The sequence below is a fragment of the Achromobacter agilis genome, from assembly GCF_900496965.1.
In the GTDB taxonomy this organism is placed as follows: domain Bacteria; phylum Pseudomonadota; class Gammaproteobacteria; order Burkholderiales; family Burkholderiaceae_B; genus Achromobacter; species Achromobacter agilis.
In genome coordinates, this window is the sequence record NZ_UFQB01000006.1 from 178,043 (window position 1) to 198,863 (window position 20,821).

At 64.0% G+C, this 20,821-nt stretch carries 21 protein-coding genes and 2 tRNA genes; 16 read left to right on the forward strand and 7 right to left on the reverse strand.

Translation table 11 applies throughout. The annotated features are described in order from the left end of the window. The first annotated feature begins 5 nt into the window (after positions 1-5). The 5 genes from AGI3411_RS09815 to AGI3411_RS09835 all read left to right on the forward strand — a co-directional run bounded on the left by AGI3411_RS09815 (position 6) and on the right by AGI3411_RS09835 (position 4,848). Positions 6-977: a Bug family tripartite tricarboxylate transporter substrate binding protein gene (locus tag AGI3411_RS09815; protein WP_129527183.1), complete on the forward strand. Its 972-nt coding sequence runs from the start codon at positions 6-8 to the stop codon at positions 975-977. 12 nt (positions 978-989) lie between these two features. Next, positions 990-1,781: an enoyl-CoA hydratase gene (locus AGI3411_RS09820; protein WP_129527184.1), complete on the forward strand. Its 792-nt coding sequence runs from the start codon at positions 990-992 to the stop codon at positions 1,779-1,781. A gap of 187 nt (positions 1,782-1,968) precedes the next feature. After that, positions 1,969-3,942, forward strand: coding sequence for a hypothetical protein (locus AGI3411_RS09825; RefSeq protein WP_129527185.1), 1,974 nt, complete (start codon positions 1,969-1,971; stop codon positions 3,940-3,942). A gap of 11 nt (positions 3,943-3,953) precedes the next feature. Next, the gene (locus AGI3411_RS09830) at positions 3,954-4,424 is read left to right on the forward strand and encodes a type III secretion system chaperone (protein WP_129527186.1); all 471 of its coding nucleotides are present in this window, start codon (positions 3,954-3,956) and stop codon (positions 4,422-4,424) included. A gap of 37 nt (positions 4,425-4,461) precedes the next feature. Continuing rightward, a complete protein-coding gene (locus AGI3411_RS09835) occupies positions 4,462-4,848 on the forward strand; it encodes a type III secretion system chaperone (RefSeq protein ID WP_129527187.1) in 387 nt (128 codons plus the stop codon). A gap of 21 nt (positions 4,849-4,869) precedes the next feature. On the opposite strand, the gene AGI3411_RS09840 is transcribed toward AGI3411_RS09835, so the two are convergent. Continuing rightward, entirely contained in the window at positions 4,870-5,784 is a 915-nt protein-coding gene (locus tag AGI3411_RS09840; protein ID WP_129527188.1) for a LysR family transcriptional regulator, read from the reverse strand. Between the two features lie 32 nt (positions 5,785-5,816). After that, positions 5,817-7,274 carry a cardiolipin synthase gene (cls, locus tag AGI3411_RS09845; RefSeq protein WP_129527189.1) on the reverse strand — a complete coding sequence of 486 codons (1,458 nt, stop codon included), beginning with the start codon at positions 7,272-7,274 and terminating at the stop codon, positions 5,817-5,819. A gap of 184 nt (positions 7,275-7,458) precedes the next feature. Here cls and AGI3411_RS09850 point away from each other — a divergent pair. Next, positions 7,459-7,534: transfer RNA gene (locus AGI3411_RS09850), tRNA-His, on the forward strand. An 88-nt stretch (positions 7,535-7,622) separates the two neighbouring features. Here AGI3411_RS09850 and AGI3411_RS09855 read toward each other — a convergent pair. Then, positions 7,623-8,132 carry a tyrosine-type recombinase/integrase gene (locus tag AGI3411_RS09855; protein WP_165359125.1) on the reverse strand — a complete coding sequence of 170 codons (510 nt, stop codon included), beginning with the start codon at positions 8,130-8,132 and terminating at the stop codon, positions 7,623-7,625. 54 nt (positions 8,133-8,186) lie between these two features. Between AGI3411_RS09855 and AGI3411_RS30515 the strand changes: the two genes are divergently transcribed. Continuing rightward, entirely contained in the window at positions 8,187-8,318 is a 132-nt protein-coding gene (locus AGI3411_RS30515; RefSeq protein WP_279638346.1) for a hypothetical protein, read from the forward strand. Positions 8,319-8,603: 285 nt separating this feature from the next. Here the strand turns inward: AGI3411_RS30515 and AGI3411_RS09860 are convergent, their stop codons facing one another. Further along, positions 8,604-9,035 carry a hypothetical protein gene (locus AGI3411_RS09860; protein WP_129527191.1) on the reverse strand — a complete coding sequence of 144 codons (432 nt, stop codon included), beginning with the start codon at positions 9,033-9,035 and terminating at the stop codon, positions 8,604-8,606. Positions 9,036-9,471: 436 nt separating this feature from the next. On the opposite strand from AGI3411_RS09860, the gene AGI3411_RS09865 reads away from it, so the two are divergent. Continuing rightward, complete coding sequence (locus AGI3411_RS09865; RefSeq protein ID WP_054453614.1) at positions 9,472-9,678, forward strand: cold-shock protein; 207 nt, start codon at positions 9,472-9,474, stop codon at positions 9,676-9,678. A gap of 660 nt (positions 9,679-10,338) precedes the next feature. Then, positions 10,339-10,411, forward strand: a tRNA-Gly gene (locus AGI3411_RS09875). Between the two features lie 366 nt (positions 10,412-10,777). On the opposite strand, the gene AGI3411_RS09885 is transcribed toward AGI3411_RS09875, so the two are convergent. After that, on the reverse strand, positions 10,778-11,698 hold the full coding sequence (locus tag AGI3411_RS09885) for a LysR family transcriptional regulator (RefSeq protein WP_129527193.1): 921 nt from the start codon (positions 11,696-11,698) through the stop codon (positions 10,778-10,780). Between the two features lie 129 nt (positions 11,699-11,827). Between AGI3411_RS09885 and AGI3411_RS09890 the strand changes: the two genes are divergently transcribed. The 4 genes from AGI3411_RS09890 (at position 11,828) to AGI3411_RS09905 (ending at position 16,551) form a co-directional block, all read left to right on the forward strand. Next, positions 11,828-12,961, forward strand: coding sequence for an iron-containing alcohol dehydrogenase (locus AGI3411_RS09890; protein WP_129527194.1), 1,134 nt, complete (start codon positions 11,828-11,830; stop codon positions 12,959-12,961). Between the two features lie 97 nt (positions 12,962-13,058). After that, a complete protein-coding gene (locus AGI3411_RS09895) occupies positions 13,059-14,399 on the forward strand; it encodes an MFS transporter (RefSeq protein WP_129527195.1) in 1,341 nt (446 codons plus the stop codon). 48 nt (positions 14,400-14,447) lie between these two features. After that, entirely contained in the window at positions 14,448-16,034 is a 1,587-nt protein-coding gene (locus AGI3411_RS09900; RefSeq protein ID WP_129527196.1) for an aldehyde dehydrogenase (NADP(+)), read from the forward strand. Between the two features lie 67 nt (positions 16,035-16,101). Continuing rightward, complete coding sequence (locus AGI3411_RS09905; RefSeq protein WP_129527197.1) at positions 16,102-16,551, forward strand: GNAT family N-acetyltransferase; 450 nt, start codon at positions 16,102-16,104, stop codon at positions 16,549-16,551. A gap of 21 nt (positions 16,552-16,572) precedes the next feature. Here AGI3411_RS09905 and pdxR read toward each other — a convergent pair whose 3' ends face one another. Next, the gene (gene pdxR, locus AGI3411_RS09910) at positions 16,573-17,973 is read right to left on the reverse strand and encodes a MocR-like pyridoxine biosynthesis transcription factor PdxR (RefSeq protein WP_129527198.1); all 1,401 of its coding nucleotides are present in this window, start codon (positions 17,971-17,973) and stop codon (positions 16,573-16,575) included. 111 nt (positions 17,974-18,084) lie between these two features. On the opposite strand from pdxR, the gene AGI3411_RS09915 reads away from it, so the two are divergent. The 3 genes from AGI3411_RS09915 to AGI3411_RS09925 are packed head-to-tail and all read left to right on the forward strand — an operon-like array spanning position 18,085 to position 19,287. Beyond that, positions 18,085-18,504 carry a cupin domain-containing protein gene (locus AGI3411_RS09915; RefSeq protein ID WP_043547259.1) on the forward strand — a complete coding sequence of 140 codons (420 nt, stop codon included), beginning with the start codon at positions 18,085-18,087 and terminating at the stop codon, positions 18,502-18,504. A gap of 18 nt (positions 18,505-18,522) precedes the next feature. Next, the gene (locus AGI3411_RS09920) at positions 18,523-18,993 is read left to right on the forward strand and encodes a carboxymuconolactone decarboxylase family protein (RefSeq protein WP_129527199.1); all 471 of its coding nucleotides are present in this window, start codon (positions 18,523-18,525) and stop codon (positions 18,991-18,993) included. A 33-nt stretch (positions 18,994-19,026) separates the two neighbouring features. Further along, positions 19,027-19,287, forward strand: a complete 261-nt coding sequence (locus AGI3411_RS09925; protein ID WP_129527200.1) for a hypothetical protein — start codon at positions 19,027-19,029, stop codon at positions 19,285-19,287. Between the two features lie 519 nt (positions 19,288-19,806). Here AGI3411_RS09925 and AGI3411_RS09930 read toward each other — a convergent pair. Next, complete coding sequence (locus AGI3411_RS09930) at positions 19,807-20,772, reverse strand: Bug family tripartite tricarboxylate transporter substrate binding protein (RefSeq protein WP_129527278.1); 966 nt, start codon at positions 20,770-20,772, stop codon at positions 19,807-19,809. Positions 20,773-20,821: the final 49 nt, after the last annotated feature.

Sequence of the window (20,821 nt, forward strand, 5' to 3'; positions counted from 1 at the left end):
CAATAATGAAACCCCTGCGATTCCATCTGGCCGCGGCATGCGCCTGCCTGGCCGTGCCGGCCATGGCCGCCGCCGAGTATCCCGACCGCCCCATCCGGCTGGTCGTTCCGTATGCCGTGGGCGGCACCACCGACATCATCGCCCGCGTGGTCGGCAACAAGCTCGGCGAGCGGCTGGGCCAATCCGTCGTCATCGAAAACCGGCCCGGCGCTGGCGGCAGTATCGGTTCGGCCTATGCCGCCAAACAGCCCGCCGACGGCTATACGCTGGTGATGGCCGTCGAAAGCTCCCATGCCGTCAATCCGAACGTTTATGCAAAGAGCGCCTACGACCCGGTCAAGGATTTCGCACCCATCAGCAACCTGGCCGACGTGCCCAACGTGCTGGTGGTGAACCCTGCGCTGCCTGCGCAGGACCTGGCCGGGTTCCTGCAGCTGCTGAAAGCCAACCCGGACAAGTACGCCTTCGGCTCGTCCGGCAACGGCGGCCTGAGCCACATGAACGGCGAGCTGTTCCTGAAGACCACAGGCACCCGCATGCTGCACGTTCCCTACAAAGGATTGGGGCCGGCGCTGAACGATCTGGTGGCGGGGCAGGTGCAGGTCGTGTTCGACAACATTCCTTCTTCCAATCCGCTGATTCAGGGCCAGCGCATACGCCCGCTCGCCGTGGCCGCGAAGCTGCGGCTCAAGGTGTTGCCCGACGTGCCGACCTACGCCGAGGCCGGCCTGCCGGCGATGAACAACCCTTCGTGGTTCGGCCTGGCCGCGCCGGCCGGAACGCCGGCTCCCGTGCTGGACAAGCTGAATGCCGCCGTGCGCGAAGCGTTGGCGGATCCTGCCACCGCGGCGGCCATCGAGAAGCAGGGCGCCGTGCCCAGTCCGATGTCGCGCGACGAGTTCGGCGCGCTGATCGCGCAGTCCTACGGCCACTGGAAGACCGTGGTCGAGGAAATCAAGTTCGAGAAAATGCAGTAACAAGGAACCCTTATGAGCACCAAGACCTTTACCGTTCCCCATGCCCACGCCGACATCGACGCGTCCGGCATCGCCACCCTGACCATGCAGGACGCCGGCGCGCTGAACATCCTGAGCACGCCGGTCATCGACGGCCTCCGGGAGGCGCTGGCGTGCCTGCGCGACGACGACTCGGTGCGCGTGCTGGTATTGCGCGGCGCAAGCGACCGCGCCTTCGTGGCCGGCGCCGACATCGCGGAAATGGCCGCGCTGGACGAACACAAGGCGCAGCGCTTCATCTCGAATCTGCGCGACCTCTGCAACGCGGTCCGCCATTTCCCTGTGCCCGTCATTGCGCGCATTCCGGGCTGGTGCCTGGGCGGCGGCCTGGAATTCGCCCTGGCGTGCGACCTGCGCATCAGCGCCGACCACGCCCAGTTCGGCATGCCCGAGGTGAAGGTGGGGATCCCCTCGGTGATCCACGCCGCGCTCATGCCGCAGCTGATCGGCGCCGCCAATAGCGCCTGGATGCTGCTGACCGGCGAACTGATCGACGCGCGCCGCGCGCTGGACTGGGGCCTGGTGAACGCCGCGGTGCCCCAGGCCGACCTGGACGCGGCCGTGCGCAAGCTGGCCGAAGGCTTCGCCGCGCTCGGCCCGGCGGCGCTGCGCCAGCAGAAGAAGCTGTTGCGCCGCTGGGAGACGATGTCGGTGGACGAGGCGATCGAGGACAGCGTGGCGGAATTCGGGGCCGCCTTCAATACCGGCGAGCCCCAGAAGTTCATGAACGCGTTTCTGGAAAGCAAGCGCCGCGCAAAAGCGTGATGGCGTCTCCGTCGCCAAGGCGCCGGCCTGGGTCCGTCCCGGGAGGGGGCTAATGGGGACGCATAAAGCCTGAACGATCAGGCGGGGACGCCGTTGGAACTTTCCTCGGCGTCCCGTTACTTAGACCATGAGCCTGGCGGGCCAGTCCGCGCCCGTCGCCCTTCGAACATTGATTCACGGGAACGCCATGGTTACGCAAGTGCAGGGAGCATCGGGTCAATTTCAAACGAGTCTGCTCGCCAGCATCGGGAATCAGTTCCAGAACTTCGCCGCGGCGATCGGGCAGGGGCTGAGCCGCGTCCTGGCCCAGGCGCAGGGCGCTCCCGTCCCCCAGTTCGGCCAGCGCTATGCTCCGGTCAATGGCAATGCTTTCCAGGGCAACGTGGCCGGGTACCGGGTCATGGGCGACAAGGCGAAGGGCGTCGAACCGGGTTTCATCGCCAAGCGCGACTGGACCCCTGGCGATGCTGCCAAGCTGCAGAATCCGCAGCACAAATTCCATGCCAAGGCCCTGGAGCTGGCGACGGGCTGGCTCGCCGCGAATCCCCAGCCGCAAGCGCCCAGCGACCAGGCCCTGGATGCCATGCTGCAGCGGGCGCTGGCGGTCATCGCCGGATCCGGTTCGCCCCATGCCGAATCCGCCGCCGAACTGCTGGAGCCCGATACGGACGGGGCCGCGCCGAACGTGTTGGCGGGCTTGCGGGCCAACAATGGCCTGGATGCCGGATTCGAGGCTGAGCTGGCCAGGGAACTGGTGCAGGAAGCCTTCGCCGGCAGCACGCAGACGGCCGACGCTACCCGCGCCGGCCAGGCCAACGAAATGCTGGACCGGCTGCGCCAGGGTGTCATGGACGCCATGCCGAAGTTCAACAAGAACCACTACATCAAGCTGGATTACTACGAAGCCGACAAGTCCGGGGACAAGTACCAGATTCCCCTCGACAAGTCGAAAGGCGTGCTGCACCGCTGGTACACGGGCGCTACCGCCAAGGACCGCAACGAAGGGGCGGTGCGCGAGGCGCTGGCCAACGACCTGATGCGCAGCCTGGGCATCCAGAGCCAGAAGCTCAAGATCGTGGAAGGCCAATACGCGGACGGCACGCCCAAGCTCATGCTGGACGGCACGCACGTGGACGGCGCGAACGGAAACTCTTTCAGCGACTTCGACGGCAAGCCCTTGCGCGGGGAGCGCTATCTGAAGGACGGCGTGCTGGTGCGCAATACGCAGGCACAGGGCGACGCGCCTGGCGTCTTCAGCGGGCCGCCGAGGCTGGATCCCACCATGGTGGAGTTTGGGCGTAACAAGATCTTGCTGTTGCTGATGGCCGACCGCGACGCGCTCGGCTCCAAGGGCGGCAACAAGGGCTACGTAGGCAATACCTTCGTGGGCATCGACCCCGGCCATGCGCTGGAAGGCGACCTGTTGGGCCGGCGCGGTGACATCAGATCCGATTTTTCGTTCAAGCAGCCTGGCGTCGTTCCGGGCCAGGGCTACAAGAACTTCACCATGTTCGACCAAAGCACGCTGTCCGAGAAGATGGAGGGCGTGCGCCAGATCGCCAGATTGAGGGAGTCCGGCGCCGACGGCCAGCTGTTCGACCTGTACTCCCAGCAATTCGGCAATGCGCGGCCCGCTGCCGCTAATTTCGACCAGCACATCCAGAACATCAAGGCGCAATACGAGGGGCGCCGCGACGACATCCTGCAGATTTTCCAGGAACGGCTGGCCGTGGACGATTTCGATTTTGGCGTGGCGCCCGCCAGTGACGCTCACACGAGCCTGCGCGACGTTTCCCTCAACCTGCTCGACGGCCTGGAAAAGTTCACCTCTCCCACGACCTCGAAGACCTCCAGCGGCATCCAACTCCTTTATCCGCAGATCACCGATTCCGCGAAACGCAAGGAATGGCATATCGGCCAGGACGCCGCTACCAACGAGGTGGTGTTTACGTGCCCCGCATCGAAGAGCGACGTCGCCAAGATGCGCAACGACCTTCAGCGCTATCTCCAGCCGATCATCGGGCGGAATGAGGACTTTCTGCAGATTTCCCCCGATAGAACGGTGCTTTCGCTGCGCGTGCCCGTGGATAGGCTGGCGGACTTCGGCGGGATGCTGTCCTCCCGTTCCATCATCGAGCACAAGCACCCATCGCGCACCTAAAGGAAATCAGCATGTCCATCTCTCTGCCCGCAAAATTGGCCGCCATGGCAAAGGCCATTGGCCAGGACGACACGCTTTTTGACGAGCACGGCGCGGGAGCGCTGCTTGTCGATGGCATTACCCTGCTCCTGCAGTATTTCGTCGAAGGCGAGGTACAGGTGCTGGTGCTGGCCGCCGACCTGGGCGCCGTGGCGCCGGAGGCGCGCGCCCGTATCTACCCCCTGATGCTGGCGGGCAATACCTCCTGGCGTTCGGTCGCAGGTGGCGCGCTGGCCCTGGACGATACGCGGCATCACGCGATGCTGATGTTGCGCCTGGATCTTGCCGACCTGGACGATGACGCGCTGGCGGGCAGGCTCCACGCTTTCAGCGACGCCGCCATGAGCTGGCGCGCCCGTCTCGAGCTGCCGCGCAATGCGAGCCAGGCCCAGCCCGCCATGCAGCCCGAGCAGCCGGTCTTCGCGCCGGCCAATTTCGCCTGATCTTCCGGCCTGACTCCTTCGCCAAACGCGCCGCCCCATGAACATCGACACATTTCTTGCACTGGTCCACACTTATTGCACGCAGGCCGGCTTGCCGCCCGCCGCCCTCGAGAATGAACATTGCGTGCTCCTGCCGCAGCCCGGGCAGGCGGTGATACTCGCCTGGGACGCGGAGGAAGAAGAGGTGCTGGTGCTGGCCCCCGTGGGCTCGGAGCCGGTAGCGCTGGATGGAGAGTCCGCCGCCGAACTGCTGCGGGATGCCTACCTGGGGCAGAACCTGGCCGGCGCCGCCGCCGGCATCGATCCCCAGACGGGCGGCCTGGTCCTGTGGCGCCGCCTGCCCGCCTATGGCCTTACCGCCGACCGGCTGGCGCGCAGCATCCAGCGCACCATCGTCGCGGCGCAGGCTTGCCAGGGCAATTGAACCGCTTGTGCGGGAAGACGTTCAGTCCGGTTCGCGCGTGGCCGCCACGATAGGGTCGTCCAGCAGGTATTCGGCCACTTGCTCGACGAAAGGCGAGGGCGGCACGCCGGCCTGGGTGACGAGCGTCAGCTCGCGCAGCGCCCAGGGCTCGCGCAGGGCCACGGCCGCGATCCGCTCTTCGCGCAGCGCAGCGGCCGCGACGCTGCGCGGCACCAAGGATACGCCCACGCCGGCCTCCACCATGGACAGCACTGCGTCGAAGGTATGCACGTGGATGCGCACTTTGGGCGTCTTGCCGGCCAGCTTCGCCATGTCGCGCAGGAAAATATAGTTGCTGCTGGTCCGGCTCATGCAGACGAAGTCCAGGTCCAGCACGGCCGGGAAGCGCACCGGCGAGCTCTCCACCATGGGGTGGTTCAACGGCGCTGCGATGATCAGCTCGTCGACCGCATAGCGTGTCGCGTTGACGCCGGCGGACTTGGCCCGGCCGGCGAAGATTCCGATGTCGGCCTCCTGGCCGGCGATGGCGGCTTCGATGGTGTTGCTGGACCGCTCTTCGAGCAGGATGTTGACGTTGGGGTTGGCCGACAGAAAACGGCTCAGGCTGGGCACGATGAATCCGTTGAGCGAGCTGCTGTTGGCGAACAGCTTGACGCTGCCCTTCAGCCCGCTGGCGAAGCCGCTGACCTCCCCGTGCATGCGTTCGACCCCTGCCAGGAGCGAACGCACGTGCTTGAGGACAAAGGCGCCTTCCGGCGTGAGCTCCATGCCGCGCGCCTCGCGCTTGAACAGCGGCACGCCCATCGCGAACTCCAGGTTCTTCAGGCGATAGCTGGCCGACGAGGCGGTCAGGTGGACCGCGTTGGCTCCGCCGGACAGGCTTTTTGCCTCGGCGATCGCGAGAAACAGGCGGAGATCGGTCAGTTCGTAGCGCATCGCGCAAGATTACCGTAGATGGGCAGGCAGCGTCACAGATAAGGGGTTGCCAGCCAGATCACCTTGTTGCGCAGGCGTTTGGCGAATGGCGCTTGCTGCAGGCCTTCCAGCGTTTCGCGCTTGGCTCCGCCGATCAGTTCGTCTACCCGTGCGGCGATCCAGCGCGCTACGGCGGGGTCGTAGATTTCGGTATCCAGCTCGAAGTTCAGCCGCAGGCTGCGGGGATCCAGATTGGACGACCCCACATAGGCCCAAGCGTCGTCCACCGTCATCAGCTTGGAATGGTCGAACGCGCCGTGCGAGCGCCAGACCCGGCAGCCCGTGCGCACCACCTGGTCCAGTTGCGCCGTCATCGCGTAGTCGACCAGCCGCAGATTGTTCTTGCCCGGGATGACGATATCCACGACCACCCCGCGGCGCGCGGCGGTCGCCAGCGCGCCGATCAGCGTCTGGTCGGGCAGGAAATAGGGCGACTGGATGCGGACGTGACGCTGCGCCACGGCGAGCGCGCCCAGCAGCATATTGTGCGAACTGCCCAGCGCGCGGTCCGGGCCGGACGGCACGCAGCGCATCGGCACGCTCCCGATGCGCGGCATGGCGCTGGGATCGAACCAGGGTTTGGCCGGGAGCGATTCGTGCGTGGTGAAGTTCCAGTCGTGCGCGAACACCGACATCAGTTGCGTCACGATCGGCCCTTCCACCCGAAAGTGCGTGTCGCGGTTGGTCGTGGCGCCGGCCAGGGCGCTTACGAAGGCGGCACGCACATTCATGCCGCCGGTGAAGCCCACCCGGCCGTCGATGACCAGCACCTTGCGGTGGCTGCGCAGATTGGCGTAGGGCATGCGCAGCACGCCCAGCGGGTTGGTCATGAAGCGCGCCACCGGCACGCCGCCCCGGGCCAGCATGCGGACGATGGGAGGGCGGGAGTACTTGGAGCCGATGGCGTCGATCAGCACGCGCACCTCCACGCCGCGCGCTTGCGCCTCGATCAGGGCCTGGGCCATTTCGCGCCCGATCGGGTCGTTGTCGAAGATATAGCTCTGCATCGCCACGGCATGGCGCGCGTCGCGGATCGCCTGCAGCATGGCGGGATAGGCCTCGTCGCCGCCGGCCAGGGGCTGCACCGCATTGCCGCCCAGCAGGCGGAACCGGCTGACGCGGTCGCCCAGCACCTTCAGCGACGCGAACTGTGGTCCGGAGATCGGCGCCACGTCCACGGGCGCCGTCTCGACCTGTTCCGCATCCACCACCATCGCTTCGTCGCGTTGCTGCGACAGCCGAGTCTTGCGGATGCGGTTGATCCCGGCCACGAAATAGAACAAGGCCCCGAACAACGGCGAGAACAGTGCCACCCCAACCCAGCCGATGGCCGCCCGCACGTCCTGTTTGGTCATTGCGGCATGCACCGCCGCGCCCGTCCCGGCCACGATGCTGATGGCAAATACCAGATGGGGCCAGTAATCGATCAAAATAGCGTGTATGCGGTCCATGGCGATGGCGTAAGCGACAGCCTCCAGAGGGGAACAATGCGCAAGGATATCAAGGCGGCACAGCCTGGCAAGTCGGGCGCCGCCGCCCGCTTTTACATCGCCTTAAAAAACGTGCTAGAATTCGGCCTCTTCGTTGATGACCTTCTCATTTCAAGGCGGCGCAGCGAAGAAAGCAGGACCAGTGGTGGCTGTAGCTCAGTTGGTAGAGTCCCGGATTGTGATTCCGGTTGTCGTGGGTTCGAGTCCCATCAGCCACCCCAAAAATTCCTTAGAAATCAGCCGCTTAGAGCGGCTGTTTTCTTTTGCGCGGGCATCATATTTCTAATAATTCGCGCCCTTTCTAATTGGTTAGAAGGTCGGAGTTACCTTCACCTTTCTGCGCCGGTCGTACACGCGACGAGTCGTTGCGGCGTTTTTGTGTGTTTCCGGGTTCTTGTCCCGGCTGACCATTTCCGTTACGTACATGGCCCGCAGATCGTGAGCCGTGAACCTTTCGCCTCCAGATTTCACGAAGTCGGCCATGATCTTTGACCAGTTGGCTTTGAAGCCGGAATCCGTATAGGGGGCGCCCGAGCGGGCAGCAAACACGTATGGGGTATCGTGTCTCTTCGATAGGCGTACGGCTTCTGCCAGAAGCTTGCTGAGGAGGGGCGACCACGCTATCAAGTACTCCCGGGAGGCGTCCGTCGCCTTTATCTTGGCCGCCTGAACCTTCACCCCATCTTGCGTGAGTGCAGATTCCTCCAGGCCAAGGATCTCGGCCCGACGACGCCCGGTGATGCCTACCATCAAGCCTATCAAGGCTGTCATGTAGCTGCCCTCACCGCGGGCCTTGGCGATTTCCAGGAAGGTGTTCACCTCTACATTTTCCGGCTTGCGAGAACGCGGCCGCTCGGGGTTTCGGCTGACCCCATGGCACGGGTTAACATCGGCCATGCCGTGGCGGATATCGTTGCGCGGTACTTCGGCAAGGACGTGAAGCTATCGGAGGCGGCGGAGCGAGCGGGCGTCAGCGCGGCTACAGCCACCAATCACAACGGCTAGATCAAGCTCTGGCTGTATGAGACACGCACTACGAAGCAGAAGGGGGCGAGCGTGGAGCGGGCCAGTAGGGAGTCGAAGCGCTCGCCATGGAGTACGCGGCGGACCTTCTGTCGGCGAAAGGACTGTGTGACTGACCCTCTTGCTGGGTTGAATTTTCTCTGCGAAAGTTCGTCCCGTTTAGTCACTTTGAATAAGTGCGTACAAAGAAGCCCGCCACGCGAAAGCAGGTGGGTTTTTTCTTGCGTCTTTTCTACATTGCTCGCTGGCTGTGAACTAACCCATGCTTCAACGCTTAACACGCATGGACACGTCCACATGCGTGCCACGATCCAAATCTGCTCCGGGTGTTTTATTCCACTCTGGAAGGGCAAGCAATTCGTTGCCAACTTCGCCAGCTTCGATTCGGCGAGCGATATCATCGAGCAATTCAGTGCGATTCGCGAACCCCCGACCGCTCAAGTCGCGAATGAAAAGTCGATAGGTGAGGTTGGGTATTTGTCCCTTCACGACCCCCAGGTCGAGTATTTGGCTTTGTTCATTTCGAATGAGCAGATGACCTGGGCGAGCATAGATGCGGTAGATGCGCCACGGTGACGAAATGGCTGCATGAATTGGTTTGGTTCTTGCAATTGCTGCTCTTTTCGCGTTTTGAGGCGGCGGTAGGAGCTTGACAAAGGCATGCGCGAATTTAGCAATGGACCTTCTGATCTCTCTCACGTGACTTTTGCCAATTGTGCGAACGTAACCCATTGCGTGTTAAGCAGAGAAGGTAGATTCTGTTGGCGTTGTACTCGGCGCATGTTTGCACTCCCAGATGGAAGACGGCGAGGTGACGCGCGTCCAATCTTTAAATGCTCAGCATACGCCACCTGTCATGTGCACATCGGCACAATGGAAGGTGGTTACACAAAACCTAGCGGAGGTGGTGCGCTATGCAAGATCGGCCCGCGCAGCCTAGACTCCAACCGCGGCTTGGTGCTAATTGGAAACGTAGGTTGACTTTCGGGGGACGCGCGCCCATAGTCGATTAGCGGCTTTTCGAGCATCGCGATTTTCGTCCGGTTTTGTGCCCTTCAGGGTGCTTCATTGTTCGCAGTCCTTTCCTTGACTAGCTCCTTTTTCGGGCGTTGCCCGCCATGTATGGAGTCGAAGAATGGAAACCGGAATAGTCAAGTGGTTCAATGATGCTAAGGGCTTTGGGTTCATCATGCCAGAGGACGGTGGCAAGGACCTATTTGCTCATTTCTCTGAAATCGTCAGCGGTGACGGCCATAAAGTTCTGGTCGAGAATCAACGTGTGAGCTATGTCACCGCGCAAGGGGCTAAAGGCCCGCATGCAACGCAAATTCGCGCGTTGTGAACAACGGCCCTGGACTGATGAAGAGGCGCGGAGGACTAATGTTTCATAACAACATGGTCTACAAAGGTTATCGACTGACGGCTAGCGTCTCGCGCATATCGGTTGGTGGCAGTCGACGGCCCGCCTTTACCGCAACAGTGGCATTGGAGGTCGTTTCGGATCAACATGACTTGAACGAACCGCAAGTGGTGCCGATTTTTGCCTCAGGAGGGTTTGTTTCAAGCCCCGTATTGGCGGTAGATGCCGCCATAAATCATGGGCGTTACTTGGTCGATGCTCACATGAGTCCTTCCTGAGCACGATCTGCCAGTCTGCCTGACGGTAGGCTTTTTCATGTGTATCGATAGGCGGCGCGATGCCGGTTCAGCAAATGAACAGGTACGATATGGCAAACCGACTGCGCGAGATGGCAGATGCGATAGAGCGAACGGGCTAATCCACTGGGCAACGCTTGAGATCAGTGCGATGTCTGTTGGGGAATTTGCGTCGGGTGCATGTCCCGGGACCGAAGAGACAATGCAATGCCCGATAGCCCCTGAGAGGCTGGTCGATCAAGTTATTACGATCAGGCTAACACGCTCAAGCTGAGCATCCGTCTGCCTAAACCATCATCATCCATCTGAATCCGCCTGGCGAAAGCCGGCGGGTTTTTGCATTTCTGCGGGCATGCTCATGGTGAGCCGCCGGCCTTCCAAGCCGCGCAGCGAGGGTTCGATTCCCTCTGTCCGCTCCACACAATCCAAAGCCCCGATACGGATATCCCGGTCGGGGCTTTTGCTTTCTCCGCCCTCCCGCTATCGACGGCCGCGCGCCGGGCATGGCGTGCGGGGATTCGGTCATCGCCGCCAGGCGGTGTGCAGTCGCGTGTCCAAGACTCTGGGCTCGCCGATTCCGATCACTGCGATCGCCAATGGGGTCGATCCTGAAGCCTAGAAGCTCGGTTTATTAGAATAATTTCCTCGGCAGGCGGCATAAACGCTGGAAAGTGCCCCGGATTGTGATTCCGGTTGTCGTGGGTTCGAGTCCCATCAGCCACCCCACCGAATTCAAATGAAATCAGGCACTTGCGCGAAAGCGGAGTGCCTTTTTTCTTTTCGGATCAGGCTTCGTGTGCGGCGCCTCCCTGGACCTTGCTCAACGACTCCAGCAGCAGATTGAGCGTGGGGCTGCGCTTGGCCCCTTTTCTCAGCACCAGTTCATAGGGTTCGCTGCGCGACTTGAGCTGCAGGGGCAGTACGCCGACGAGGTGGTGGCGGCAGAAGTAGTTCGCCACGTCGTCGGACACCAGGGCTACCAGATCGGTGTTGCGGCTGAGCAGGGACAGCGTCGTCAGGGTGGATGTGGTCTCGACCAGGTGCAGCGGGAAGTTGAGCTGCGCTTCGTGGAACTCTCGTTCCAGCAGCCGGCGCATGGGCATGTGGGCGCGATAGACCACCCAGCGGCTGTCCTGCAGCTCGGTCAACTCCACGGATTTCGCGCCCATGGCCGGGTGATCCACATTGGCGATCACCGAGAGCGCCTCGTCCTTGATGAAGAGCGATTCGTAAATGTCCGGATTCCGGCTGACCGAGGAGCGGCAGATGGCCGCGTCCAGGCGGCCGCGGTCCACCAGGTCCAGCAGGGTTTCGCTGGTGTCCTCCACGACCTCTACCGTCATGCGCGGCTGCTGCTGAAGCAGGTCGGAAATCACATCGGTCAGCAGGGGCACCGCGCCCATGATGGTGCCGATGGCCAGCCGTCCGCCCGCGCCGCTGGCGATCGCGTCCAGTTCAAACCTCAGGTTATTGATGTCGGCCTGGATCAGGCGCGCGAACCGCAACACGCACTTCCCGGCTTCATTAGGTATTAACCCTCGGTTGGTGCGCTCGAAGAGCTCGACCTGAAAGGTCTGTTCCAGTTCGCGCAAGGCTTTGCTGGCGCCGGGCTGGGTGAGTCCCACCTTGTCCGCAGCGCCAAGCAGGGAGCCGCTTTCCTCGATGGCGATGAGCAGCCGCAGCTGCTTGGCATGCAGCCGCGACATCACGGAATTCAGACTTGGGGCAGGGCTCACTATGAGGAAAAGTTATATCTCTATCGCAAGCTGTCAGTGTACCGAAACTGGCTGCCTCCCTAGACTGCCCTTCGCAAACTGTTTTAACGAAGAGGCAATATGGCTTTGATCAATTACGTGACCGAAGTGCGTTTCGGCGCAGGCGCCCTGGCTGAACTGAAAGAGGTCTGCGGCAAGCTGGGCATTGCGAAACCTTGCATCGTGACGGACAAGGGCGTGGAAGCGGCCGGCATCGTCGGCAAGGTCCAATCCGTACTCGGCCAGCAGGGCACCGTTTTCAACGAGACGCCGTCCAACCCGTCCGAATCGGCGGTACGCGCGGGCGTCGAAGCCTTGAAGGCGGGCGGTTGCGATGGCATTGTTGCCGTGGGCGGGGGATCGTCCATCGATCTGGCCAAGGCGGTGGCCGTCGCTGCGCGCCATGACGGGCCGCTGCGCCAGTTTGCGCTGATCGAGGGCGGGCTGCAGCGCATCACCGCCGCCACGCTGCCCATTGTCGCCATTCCCACCACCGCGGGCACGGGCAGCGAAGTCGGGCGCGGCGCCATCATCATCCTCGACGATGGCCGCAAGGTCGGCATCCTTTCGCCGTATGTGATTCCCAAGGTGGCGATCTGTGATCCGGCGCTCACGCTGGGCCTGCCCGCCGGGCTTACGGCGGCGACCGGCATGGACGCGATCGCGCATTGCATCGAGACCTTCCTGGCCCCGGCGTTCAATCCGCCGGCGGACGGCATTGCGCTCGACGGCCTGTGGCGCGCCTGGCGCCACATCGAGCGGGCGTTCCACGAGCCTTCCGATATCGAAGCGCGCACCAACATGATGAGCGCCTCGCTGCAGGGAGCGCTGGCGTTCCAGAAGGGCCTGGGGTGCGTGCACAGCCTCAGCCATTCGCTGGGGGGTATCAACCCCAAGCTGCACCATGGCACGCTCAACGCCATCCTGCTGCCTGCGGTGATCCGCTACAACCGCGGTTCTGAATCGGTGGCGCGAGAGGACAAGATCGCCCGCCTGTCGCAGGCCATGGGCCTGCCGGCGTCGGAATCGATCGAGGATGCATTGGTGGCCAAGTCCCGCGCGCTGCAATTGCCGACGGGGCTGGGGCAGCTCGGCGTTACGGAGGCCTTGTTCGACCGTATCGTCCAGGGCGCGCTGGCCGACCACAGCCACCGAACCAATCCGCGGGAAGCGTCGGCCGCCGATTACGTCGAAATGCTGCGGCAATCGATGTGACATCCATCCATGCACGCCCATGAGCGGCCGGAGCCCGGCCGCTCATGGGCGTGCGCGACGAAACCATAGCCAATCATAGAAAAATGCAGGTGGAGACATGAGCAGCACTGCTTTAAACGCACTGGATTCCCTGGATTCCCGGGATTCCAAGGAAGCCCTGGTTCCGGATGCCGAGCGTCGCCGCGCGCTCTTCGGGAGCGCCGTCGGCAGCACCATCGAATGGTATGACTATTTCCTCTACGGAACTATGTCGTCCATCATTTTTGCCAAGCAATTCTTCCCCAGCGACAACGCGCTGGTGAGCCAGATGCTGGCGCTGGCGACCTTCGCGCTGGCGTTCCTGATCCGGCCGTTGGGCGGTGTGATCTTTTCGCATATCGGCGATCGCGTTGGCCGCAAGAAGACGCTTGCGATGACGCTGTCCATCATGGGGCTGTCCACCGTGCTGATGGGGCTGCTGCCGAATTACGCGCAGATCGGCCTGGCCGCGCCCATCCTGCTGACGCTGCTGCGCCTGCTGCAGGGGCTCGCGCTGGGCGGCGAGTGGGGCGGCGGCGTGCTGCTGGCGGTGGAGTATTCGCCGCGCAACAAGCGCGGCTTCTATGGCGCCGTGCCGCAGACCGGCGCGGTGCTGGGCCTGGCCCTGGGCAACATCATCACGTCGATGCTCAGCGCCAGCATGAGCGAGGAAGCCTTCCTATCCTGGGGGTGGCGCATTCCCTTTGTGGGCTCCATCGTGCTGGTGATGATCGGCATGTGGATCCGCAACGCCGTGGGCGAGACGCCTTCGTTCAAGAAGATCCAGGCCACGCGCAGCAGCGCGCGCATTCCGCTCAAGGAGACGCTGCAGCACCACTGGCGCGAGGTGCTGATCGCGATCGGCGCGAAGGTCATCGAGACATCGACCTTCTTCCTGTACGCGACCTTCACCATCTCTTACATGATGGACCACGGCTTTGCGCGCTCGACGATTCTCAACATCGTGCTGGTCTGCGCGTTGATCGCGTTTCCCTTCATGCTGTTCTTCGGCCATCTGTCCGACAGGATCGGCCGCAAGAAGGTCTTCATCCTGGGCAGCCTGGCATTCCTCGCCTGGATCTTCCCGTACTTCTGGCTGCTGGACCAGAAGTCCGTCCCCGCCGCGGCGCTGGCCATCGTCGTGGGCCTGGGCATCATCTGGGCCAGTTACGGCGCCATGATCGGGACGCTGCTGGCCGAGGCGTTTCCGGCGTCGATCCGCTACACCGGGATGTCGCTCGGCTACCAGATCGGAGCTGCGCTCGTCGGCGGTCCCATGCCGCTGATCGCCACCGCGCTGATCGCCTATTTCAGCGGCAGCTACGTGCCCGTGGTGCTCTTCCTCGCGGTTTGCGCGCTGGTCTCCATTGTGGCCGTGGCCATGGCGCGCGACCGCAGCGGCCAGCCGTTGGACGACTGAATTCCGCCGCTTCTTCCCATCCCAACCCTCCAACAGGAACCCTCTCTCATGCAACTCACCGGAGAAATGCTGATCGGCCATGAAGCCGTCCGCGGCCAGGCTGGAAGCCAGCGCGCCTTCAATCCCGCGGCCAATGCCGAGATTGCCGAGCCGCCATTCGGCTTCGGCTCGCGCGAGGACGTGGACCGTGCCGTGGGCCTGGCCACCCGTGCCTTCGACCCCTATCGCAACCTGCCGTTGGAGCGCCGTGCCGCGTTCCTCGAAGCCATTGCCGACGAGATCATGGCGCTGGGCGACGCGCTGATCGAGCGCGCCCATGCCGAGAGCGGCTTGCCCGTGGCCCGCTTGACCGGCGAGCGCGCACGCACCACCGGCCAGTTGCGGCTGTTCGCGCAAGTCGTACGCGACGGACATTTCCTGCGAGCCACCGTCGATACCGCCCAGCCCGAGCGCCAGCCGGCGCCGCGCGCCGACCTGCGCCTGGCCAAGATCCCGCTGGGGCCGGTGGCCGTGTTCGGCGCCAGCAATTTTCCGCTGGCCTTCTCGGTGGCCGGCGGCGATACCGCCTCCGCGCTCGCCGCGGGCGCGCCGGTCATCGTGAAGGCGCATAGCGCGCACCTGGGCACCTCGGAGCTCGTCGGCCGGGCGGTCCAGAGGGCCGCGCAGCGACAAGGGATGCCCGAGGGGGTCTTTTCGCTGCTGATCGGCGCCGGCCGGGACATCGGGGAGGCGCTCGTCGCCCATCCCGGCATCAAGGCCGTGGGCTTCACGGGCTCGCGCCAGGGCGGCCTGGCGCTGCTACGCATCGCCAACAGCCGCCACGAGCCGATTCCGGTGTATGCCGAGATGAGCAGCATCAACCCCGTGTTCCTGTTGCCGCAGGCGCTGGCGGCGCGGCCGGAGGCGCTGGCCCAGGGCTTCGCCGATTCGCTGACGATGGGCGCAGGCCAGTTCTGCACCAATCCCGGCCTGGTGCTCGCCATCGACGGACCGGACCTGGGGCGTTTCGTGGACGCGGCCGCCAAGGCGCTTAGCGCCAAGGCTGCGCAGACCATGCTGACCCCCGGTATCCACGCCGCCTACCTGGACGGCCGGGCGCAGGTGGACGCCCTGGAAGGCGTCGAGCGCGTGGCGTGCGGCTCGGAGGCCGCCGGGCAGGCCAATGCCGCCCAGGCCGCGCTGTACGTGACGGATGCCCAGCGCCTGTTGCGCACCCCGGCGCTGCAGGCCGAGATGTTCGGCCCCGCGTCGGTGGTGGTGAAGGCGCGCAGTGTCGACGAGCTGCTGCAGGTGGCCGATCTGCTCGAAGGCCAGCTCACGGCGACCCTGCACCTGGACGAGGGCGATCACGACGCCGCGCGCCGCCTGCTGCCGGTGCTGGAACGCAAGTGCGGCCGGATCCTGGCCAATGGCTTTCCGACCGGCGTCGAGGTCTGCCATGCGATGGTGCACGGCGGCCCGTTCCCGGCGACCTCCAATCCCATGTACTCCTCGGTGGGGAGCAGCGCCATAGATCGGTTCCTGCGTCCGGTATGCTATCAGGACCTTCCGGACGGATTGCTTCCGGCAGCCCTGAAAAAAACCAATCCGCAGGGCATATGGCGGTTGGTGAATGGCGCGATGGCGCAGCCATGAATAGGGGCTAGAAGTCCGGCGGCAAAAATCCCGCCGCCATTTTCGACGCCTGTCGAGTCGAGGAATCATGCTCATCACCTATAGACCCGCGATCCCGCAGGACGCCGCCGCCTGCGTCATGCTGCGCGGCATGACTCGCGAAAATGCGGTATCCGAGGCCGAACTGGCCGCGGCCGGCATTACGGCCGAAACATGGGCGGCGGGAATTGCCGAGGGCCTGTACCCCGGTTTTGTCGCGTTGGACGGCGCCAAGCTCGCCGGATATTGCTTCGGCCACCGGGACACCGGTGAAATCGTCGTGCTGGCGCTGCTGCCCGAGTACGAGGCGCAGGGGGTGGGCAAGACGGTCCTGGAAATGGCGGCCAGCTTTTTGAAGGCGCTTGGCCACACCCGCTTGTTCCTGGGCTGCGCAACCGATCCGGCCGTGCGCTCGTATGGCTTTTATCGCCATCTGGGCTGGCGTTCGACCGGCGCGCTGAATGACGCGGGCGACGAGGTGCTGGAATACCGTTACTAGCGGGCGCGCCCGGCCCAGGCTTCAAGCGAACCTTTTGACGATATCGGCCAGGCGGTCGCAGGATCTTGCGAGTTCCCGGATGGGCGACGTGGCCACCCCCAGCAAGAGTCCGGATCGGCGTCCCTGCGGAGATGCGTACCAGACCGAAAGCGGGGTGGGGAACATGCCGAACGCCAGCGCCTCGCGCGCAATGGCGAGGTCCGGCGCGCCATCGGGCAATCGCAGCAGAACGGCCAGGCCCGTCGAGATCATGTGGTCGGCGTCGAAATGCCGGCGCAGCTGCGCCAGCAGGTCTTCCATCCTGGCGGCGTAGGCGCGCTTCGTGCGGCGGAGGTGCCGCAGATAGTGGCCTTCTTGCATGAACCTGGCGATCGCAAGCTGCACGGCGGGCCCCGGAGGCGGAGCAAGACAGGCCGCGGCTTCGGCGAACGTGGCCATGAGGCCGGCAGGCACGACGATGAATCCCAGGCGCAGCGCGGGCGTGATCGTTTTGCTGAACGATCCGATGTGGATGACGCGTCCCGCGCGGTCGAGCGATGCCAGCGCCGGAGCGGCGCGTCCGGTCAGCTGCAGTTCGCTGAGGTAGTCGTCCTCGATGATCCAGGCCCCGCTCGCCGCGGCCCAGTCGAGCAGCTTCAGGCGTCGCTCCAGCGTCAGGGTCGGCCCCAGCGGCGCCTGCTGGCCGGGCGTCACGACCGCGAGCTTGGCGTCGGCAGCCCGGCGCAGCCCTTGGTCGATATCGATGCCGCCGGCATCGACGGGAATGGGCGCCACGGACATCCGTGCGAGCTCGAGGCCCTTGCGCGCGAAGGGAAAGCCCGGATCTTCGATCCAGGCTTTCTTTCCTTCGACGCCGAGGACACGAAGCGCCAGGCCCAGTCCGGCGCCATACCCGCCGGTGACGATGATTTGCGATGGGGAGCAGTCGATGCCGCGGGCGACGGCGAGGTAGCCCGCGATCTCCTGCCGCAGCCCCGGTTCGCCGCGTGGATCCGGATAGATAGGCGCGGCGCCGATTTCCGCGCGGATGGCATGGGATCGGATGCGGGCCAGCAGCGTCTTGGGAAGGGTCTCGGCGGCCGGTACGCCCATTTGGAAGAAGGCGGGGCCTTGGGTCATTTCCCGGTAGGTCTCCAGGAAGGACCCGGGATCCGCCCGCTGCTCTTTCCTTGCCCTGGCCCGTGGGCGCTGGGCCACGAGCGTTCCGGTCGCGCGGGACGCCACGATCAGCTGCGCGGCGTCGAGCCGTTCGTAGGCGGTCCGGACGGTCCCGCGGGCAACGCCGAGCTGGGCGGCCAGGTCCTGCCAGGAGGGCAGGCGCGCGCCTGGCTCGAGGGCGCCGCTTTCGATCGCGGCGGCGATTCTTTGTCGGATTTGCTCGGCAAGCGGGGTCTTGGCCGAACGGTCGATGCGGAGGTCCATGGGCGGCGGTTTCGTTCGTGGTACACGATTATTTTATATTTTTGGTTCTTTTTATTGGCCTTGCCAAGGAATAAATTGGAAGGACTTTCCCTATGCAAGGAGCAAGTCCCGATGAAGATCAAATCCCTGGCCACGGCTGCATGGGCCTGCCTCGCGGTTGTGACCGCGTCCCCCGTTCTGGCCCACGGCGAAGCGGCGGAAACTGTTAGCAAGGTTTTCGACCAGCCCATCACCAATATCCCAGGCAAATCCATGGTCACAGTGGAAGTCGACTATGCGCCTGGCGCCGCGTCGGTGCCTCATTCCCACGCGAAGTCGGCCTTCATCTACGCCTATGTGCTGTCCGGCGCGATCGAGTCGAAGGTGAATGATGGCGAGACGCGCACCTACCGGGCTGGCGAAAGCTGGTTCGAACCGCCTAATGCCGTCCATTCCGTCAGCCGCAACGCAAGCAAGACCGAGCCGGCGAAGTTGCTCGCGGTCTTTGTGGTCGACACTGGCGACAAGGTCCTGACCACCCCGATCAAATAACCCTGGAGGATGAATACCATGAGCAAGCGAATCGACTACAACCAGGTTGCGCCGAACGGCGCGAAGGCCCTGGGCGGCGTCTATGGCTACGTCACGCAGAGCGGCCTGCCTGCCGATCTGGTGGCGCTGGTCTATCTGCGTATCTCGCAGATCAACAACTGCGCCTATTGCCTGGACATGCACACGCGCGATCTTGTGAAGCTGGGCGTGCCCATCGAGAAGCTCGCCCTGGTCCAGGCATGGCCGGAAGGCGGCGGCCTGTTCAGTGAGGCCGAACGCGCCGCCCTGGCCTGGGCCGAAACGGTGACGCTGGTGGACCGGACCGGGGTGCCCGATGTCGCTTATGAAGCCGCGCGGAAGGTGTTCGCCGAGAAGGAACTGGTCGACCTCACCATCGCGATCAGCCTGATGAATGCCTACAACCGGATGGCGATCAGTTTCCGGAATACGCCCCAGGCAGTTTTGAACAGCCCCGCAGGCTTGCTATAAAGACGGCTGCAGCTTTTTTGTAGGGGTAGGGCAATGTCGATTCAATTCCTGGGCCGCTTCGGCGCCGCACTGTGTCTGGCCGCGCTGGTTTCCGCGTGCTCGTCGACCAGCCCCGGCAAACCGGAACGGCAGGTGTCCAGCGCCTCCCGGGTCAGCGCCGAGTGCAAACCGAACCGCAGCAAATGCCTTTACGAAGGGGCGTACGAGTCGGGCGAGCGGGACTATGCCGAAGACGAAGCGAAGCGCCTGAACCTGGCCGAGGTCGAGCGGCTGCGCCGCAGCGCCGGCCGCTAGACGCATCGAGCGTCCATCAAAAAGCCCGCTGCTTTCTCCAGCGGGCTTTTGTTTTCAGCCTTCGTGATTGTTTTTCTTCCTGCGCCGGTCGACTGCCCGGAGTATTTCACCTGATTCCAGTCGGTACACGCCGTCACCCTCCCTAATTACGGTGCCGCCCGTGGATAGGCGGCAGCTCAAGACAGTGCATGCATCAACATTCGGATCCGTCGTGGGTTGTTGAACGAGATGTCTCTCGATTCTGTACTGGACTCCCGCTGCGGAGACCGCGATCACATCCTCCAATCGTCTACACGATATTGACATGATGAACCTCCCGTACTCGCGCCACGTTGAAACCTGTGGCACCGGGGTCATCGTCACAATTGGGTTTGACGCTGTCAATGCCGCAAACCCGCTGAAATTGCGGGTTTGCGGCGGCTCTCCCAGGGAGGCTCATGCATATGCACGAGGCGATGCATGCGTCTGATCTACGGCGTTTCTACCGATAATCCGGGGGTTGATATCGGTGCGCGCGGCCTATTCGAGCTTCACCTTGGCGGCCTGGATGACCGACCGCCATTTCTTGTGGTCCGCTGCGATCGTCTGCGAGAACTGCGTAGGCGTCGTCGGCATGGCGGTGGCACCCTGCGCGGCCAGGGCGTCCTGCACGTCCTTCTGCGCGAGGATGTCGTTCAATGCCTTGTTCAGGGTCTGGATGATGGGCTTGGGCGTTTTCGCGGGGGCAAGCAGCCCGTACCAGACGCGCACGTCGAAGTCGGGGTATCCCAGTTCCGCGACGGTGGGCACATCGGGCATGGCGGGGCTGCGCTTGAGCGAGGTCACGGCCAGGGGCACGGCGCTGCCGGCCTTGATCTGCGGCGCGGCGGAAGGAATGGACGTGAAGATCACGGGCACCTGGCCGCCCAGCAGGTCGGCCATGGCCGGACCCGAACCCTTGTAGGGCACATGGACGAGCTTGATGCCGGCCTGCAGTTGCAGCAGTTCGGCCGCAAGGTGAGTGATGGTGCCGGCTCCCGGCGAGCCGTAGTTGATCGTGCCGGGGGCCTTCTTGGCGGCCTCGATCAGGTCCTTCAGTGACTTATAGGGGCCGTTCTTGCCCGCGACCACGACCAGGGGCGCCTCGCCGACGATGCCGATGGGTTCGAAATCCTTGATCGGGTCGTAGGACAGCTTGCTGTAGAGCGACGGCGCCACCGCCAGATTGTCGACCTGGCCCATCACGATCTCGTAGCCGTCGGGCTTGGCGCGTGCCGCCGTGCCGATGCCGATGGTGCCACCGGCGCCCGGCCGATTCTCCGCGACGACGTTCCACTTGACCGTATCCGACAGCTTGGCGGCCACGGTGCGCGACAGGAAGTCGGTGCCGCCGCCGGGGGTGAACGGCACGATGACGCGTATGGGCTGGTTGGGGTAAGGATCCGCGGCCGCCGCGGGGGCGCTGGCGGCGAGCGCGCAGGCCGAGAACATCAAAGCACGTAGCATCATGGTTTTCGTCTCCATTACTTTGTGGGGCGCATCCGGTCATGCTTGC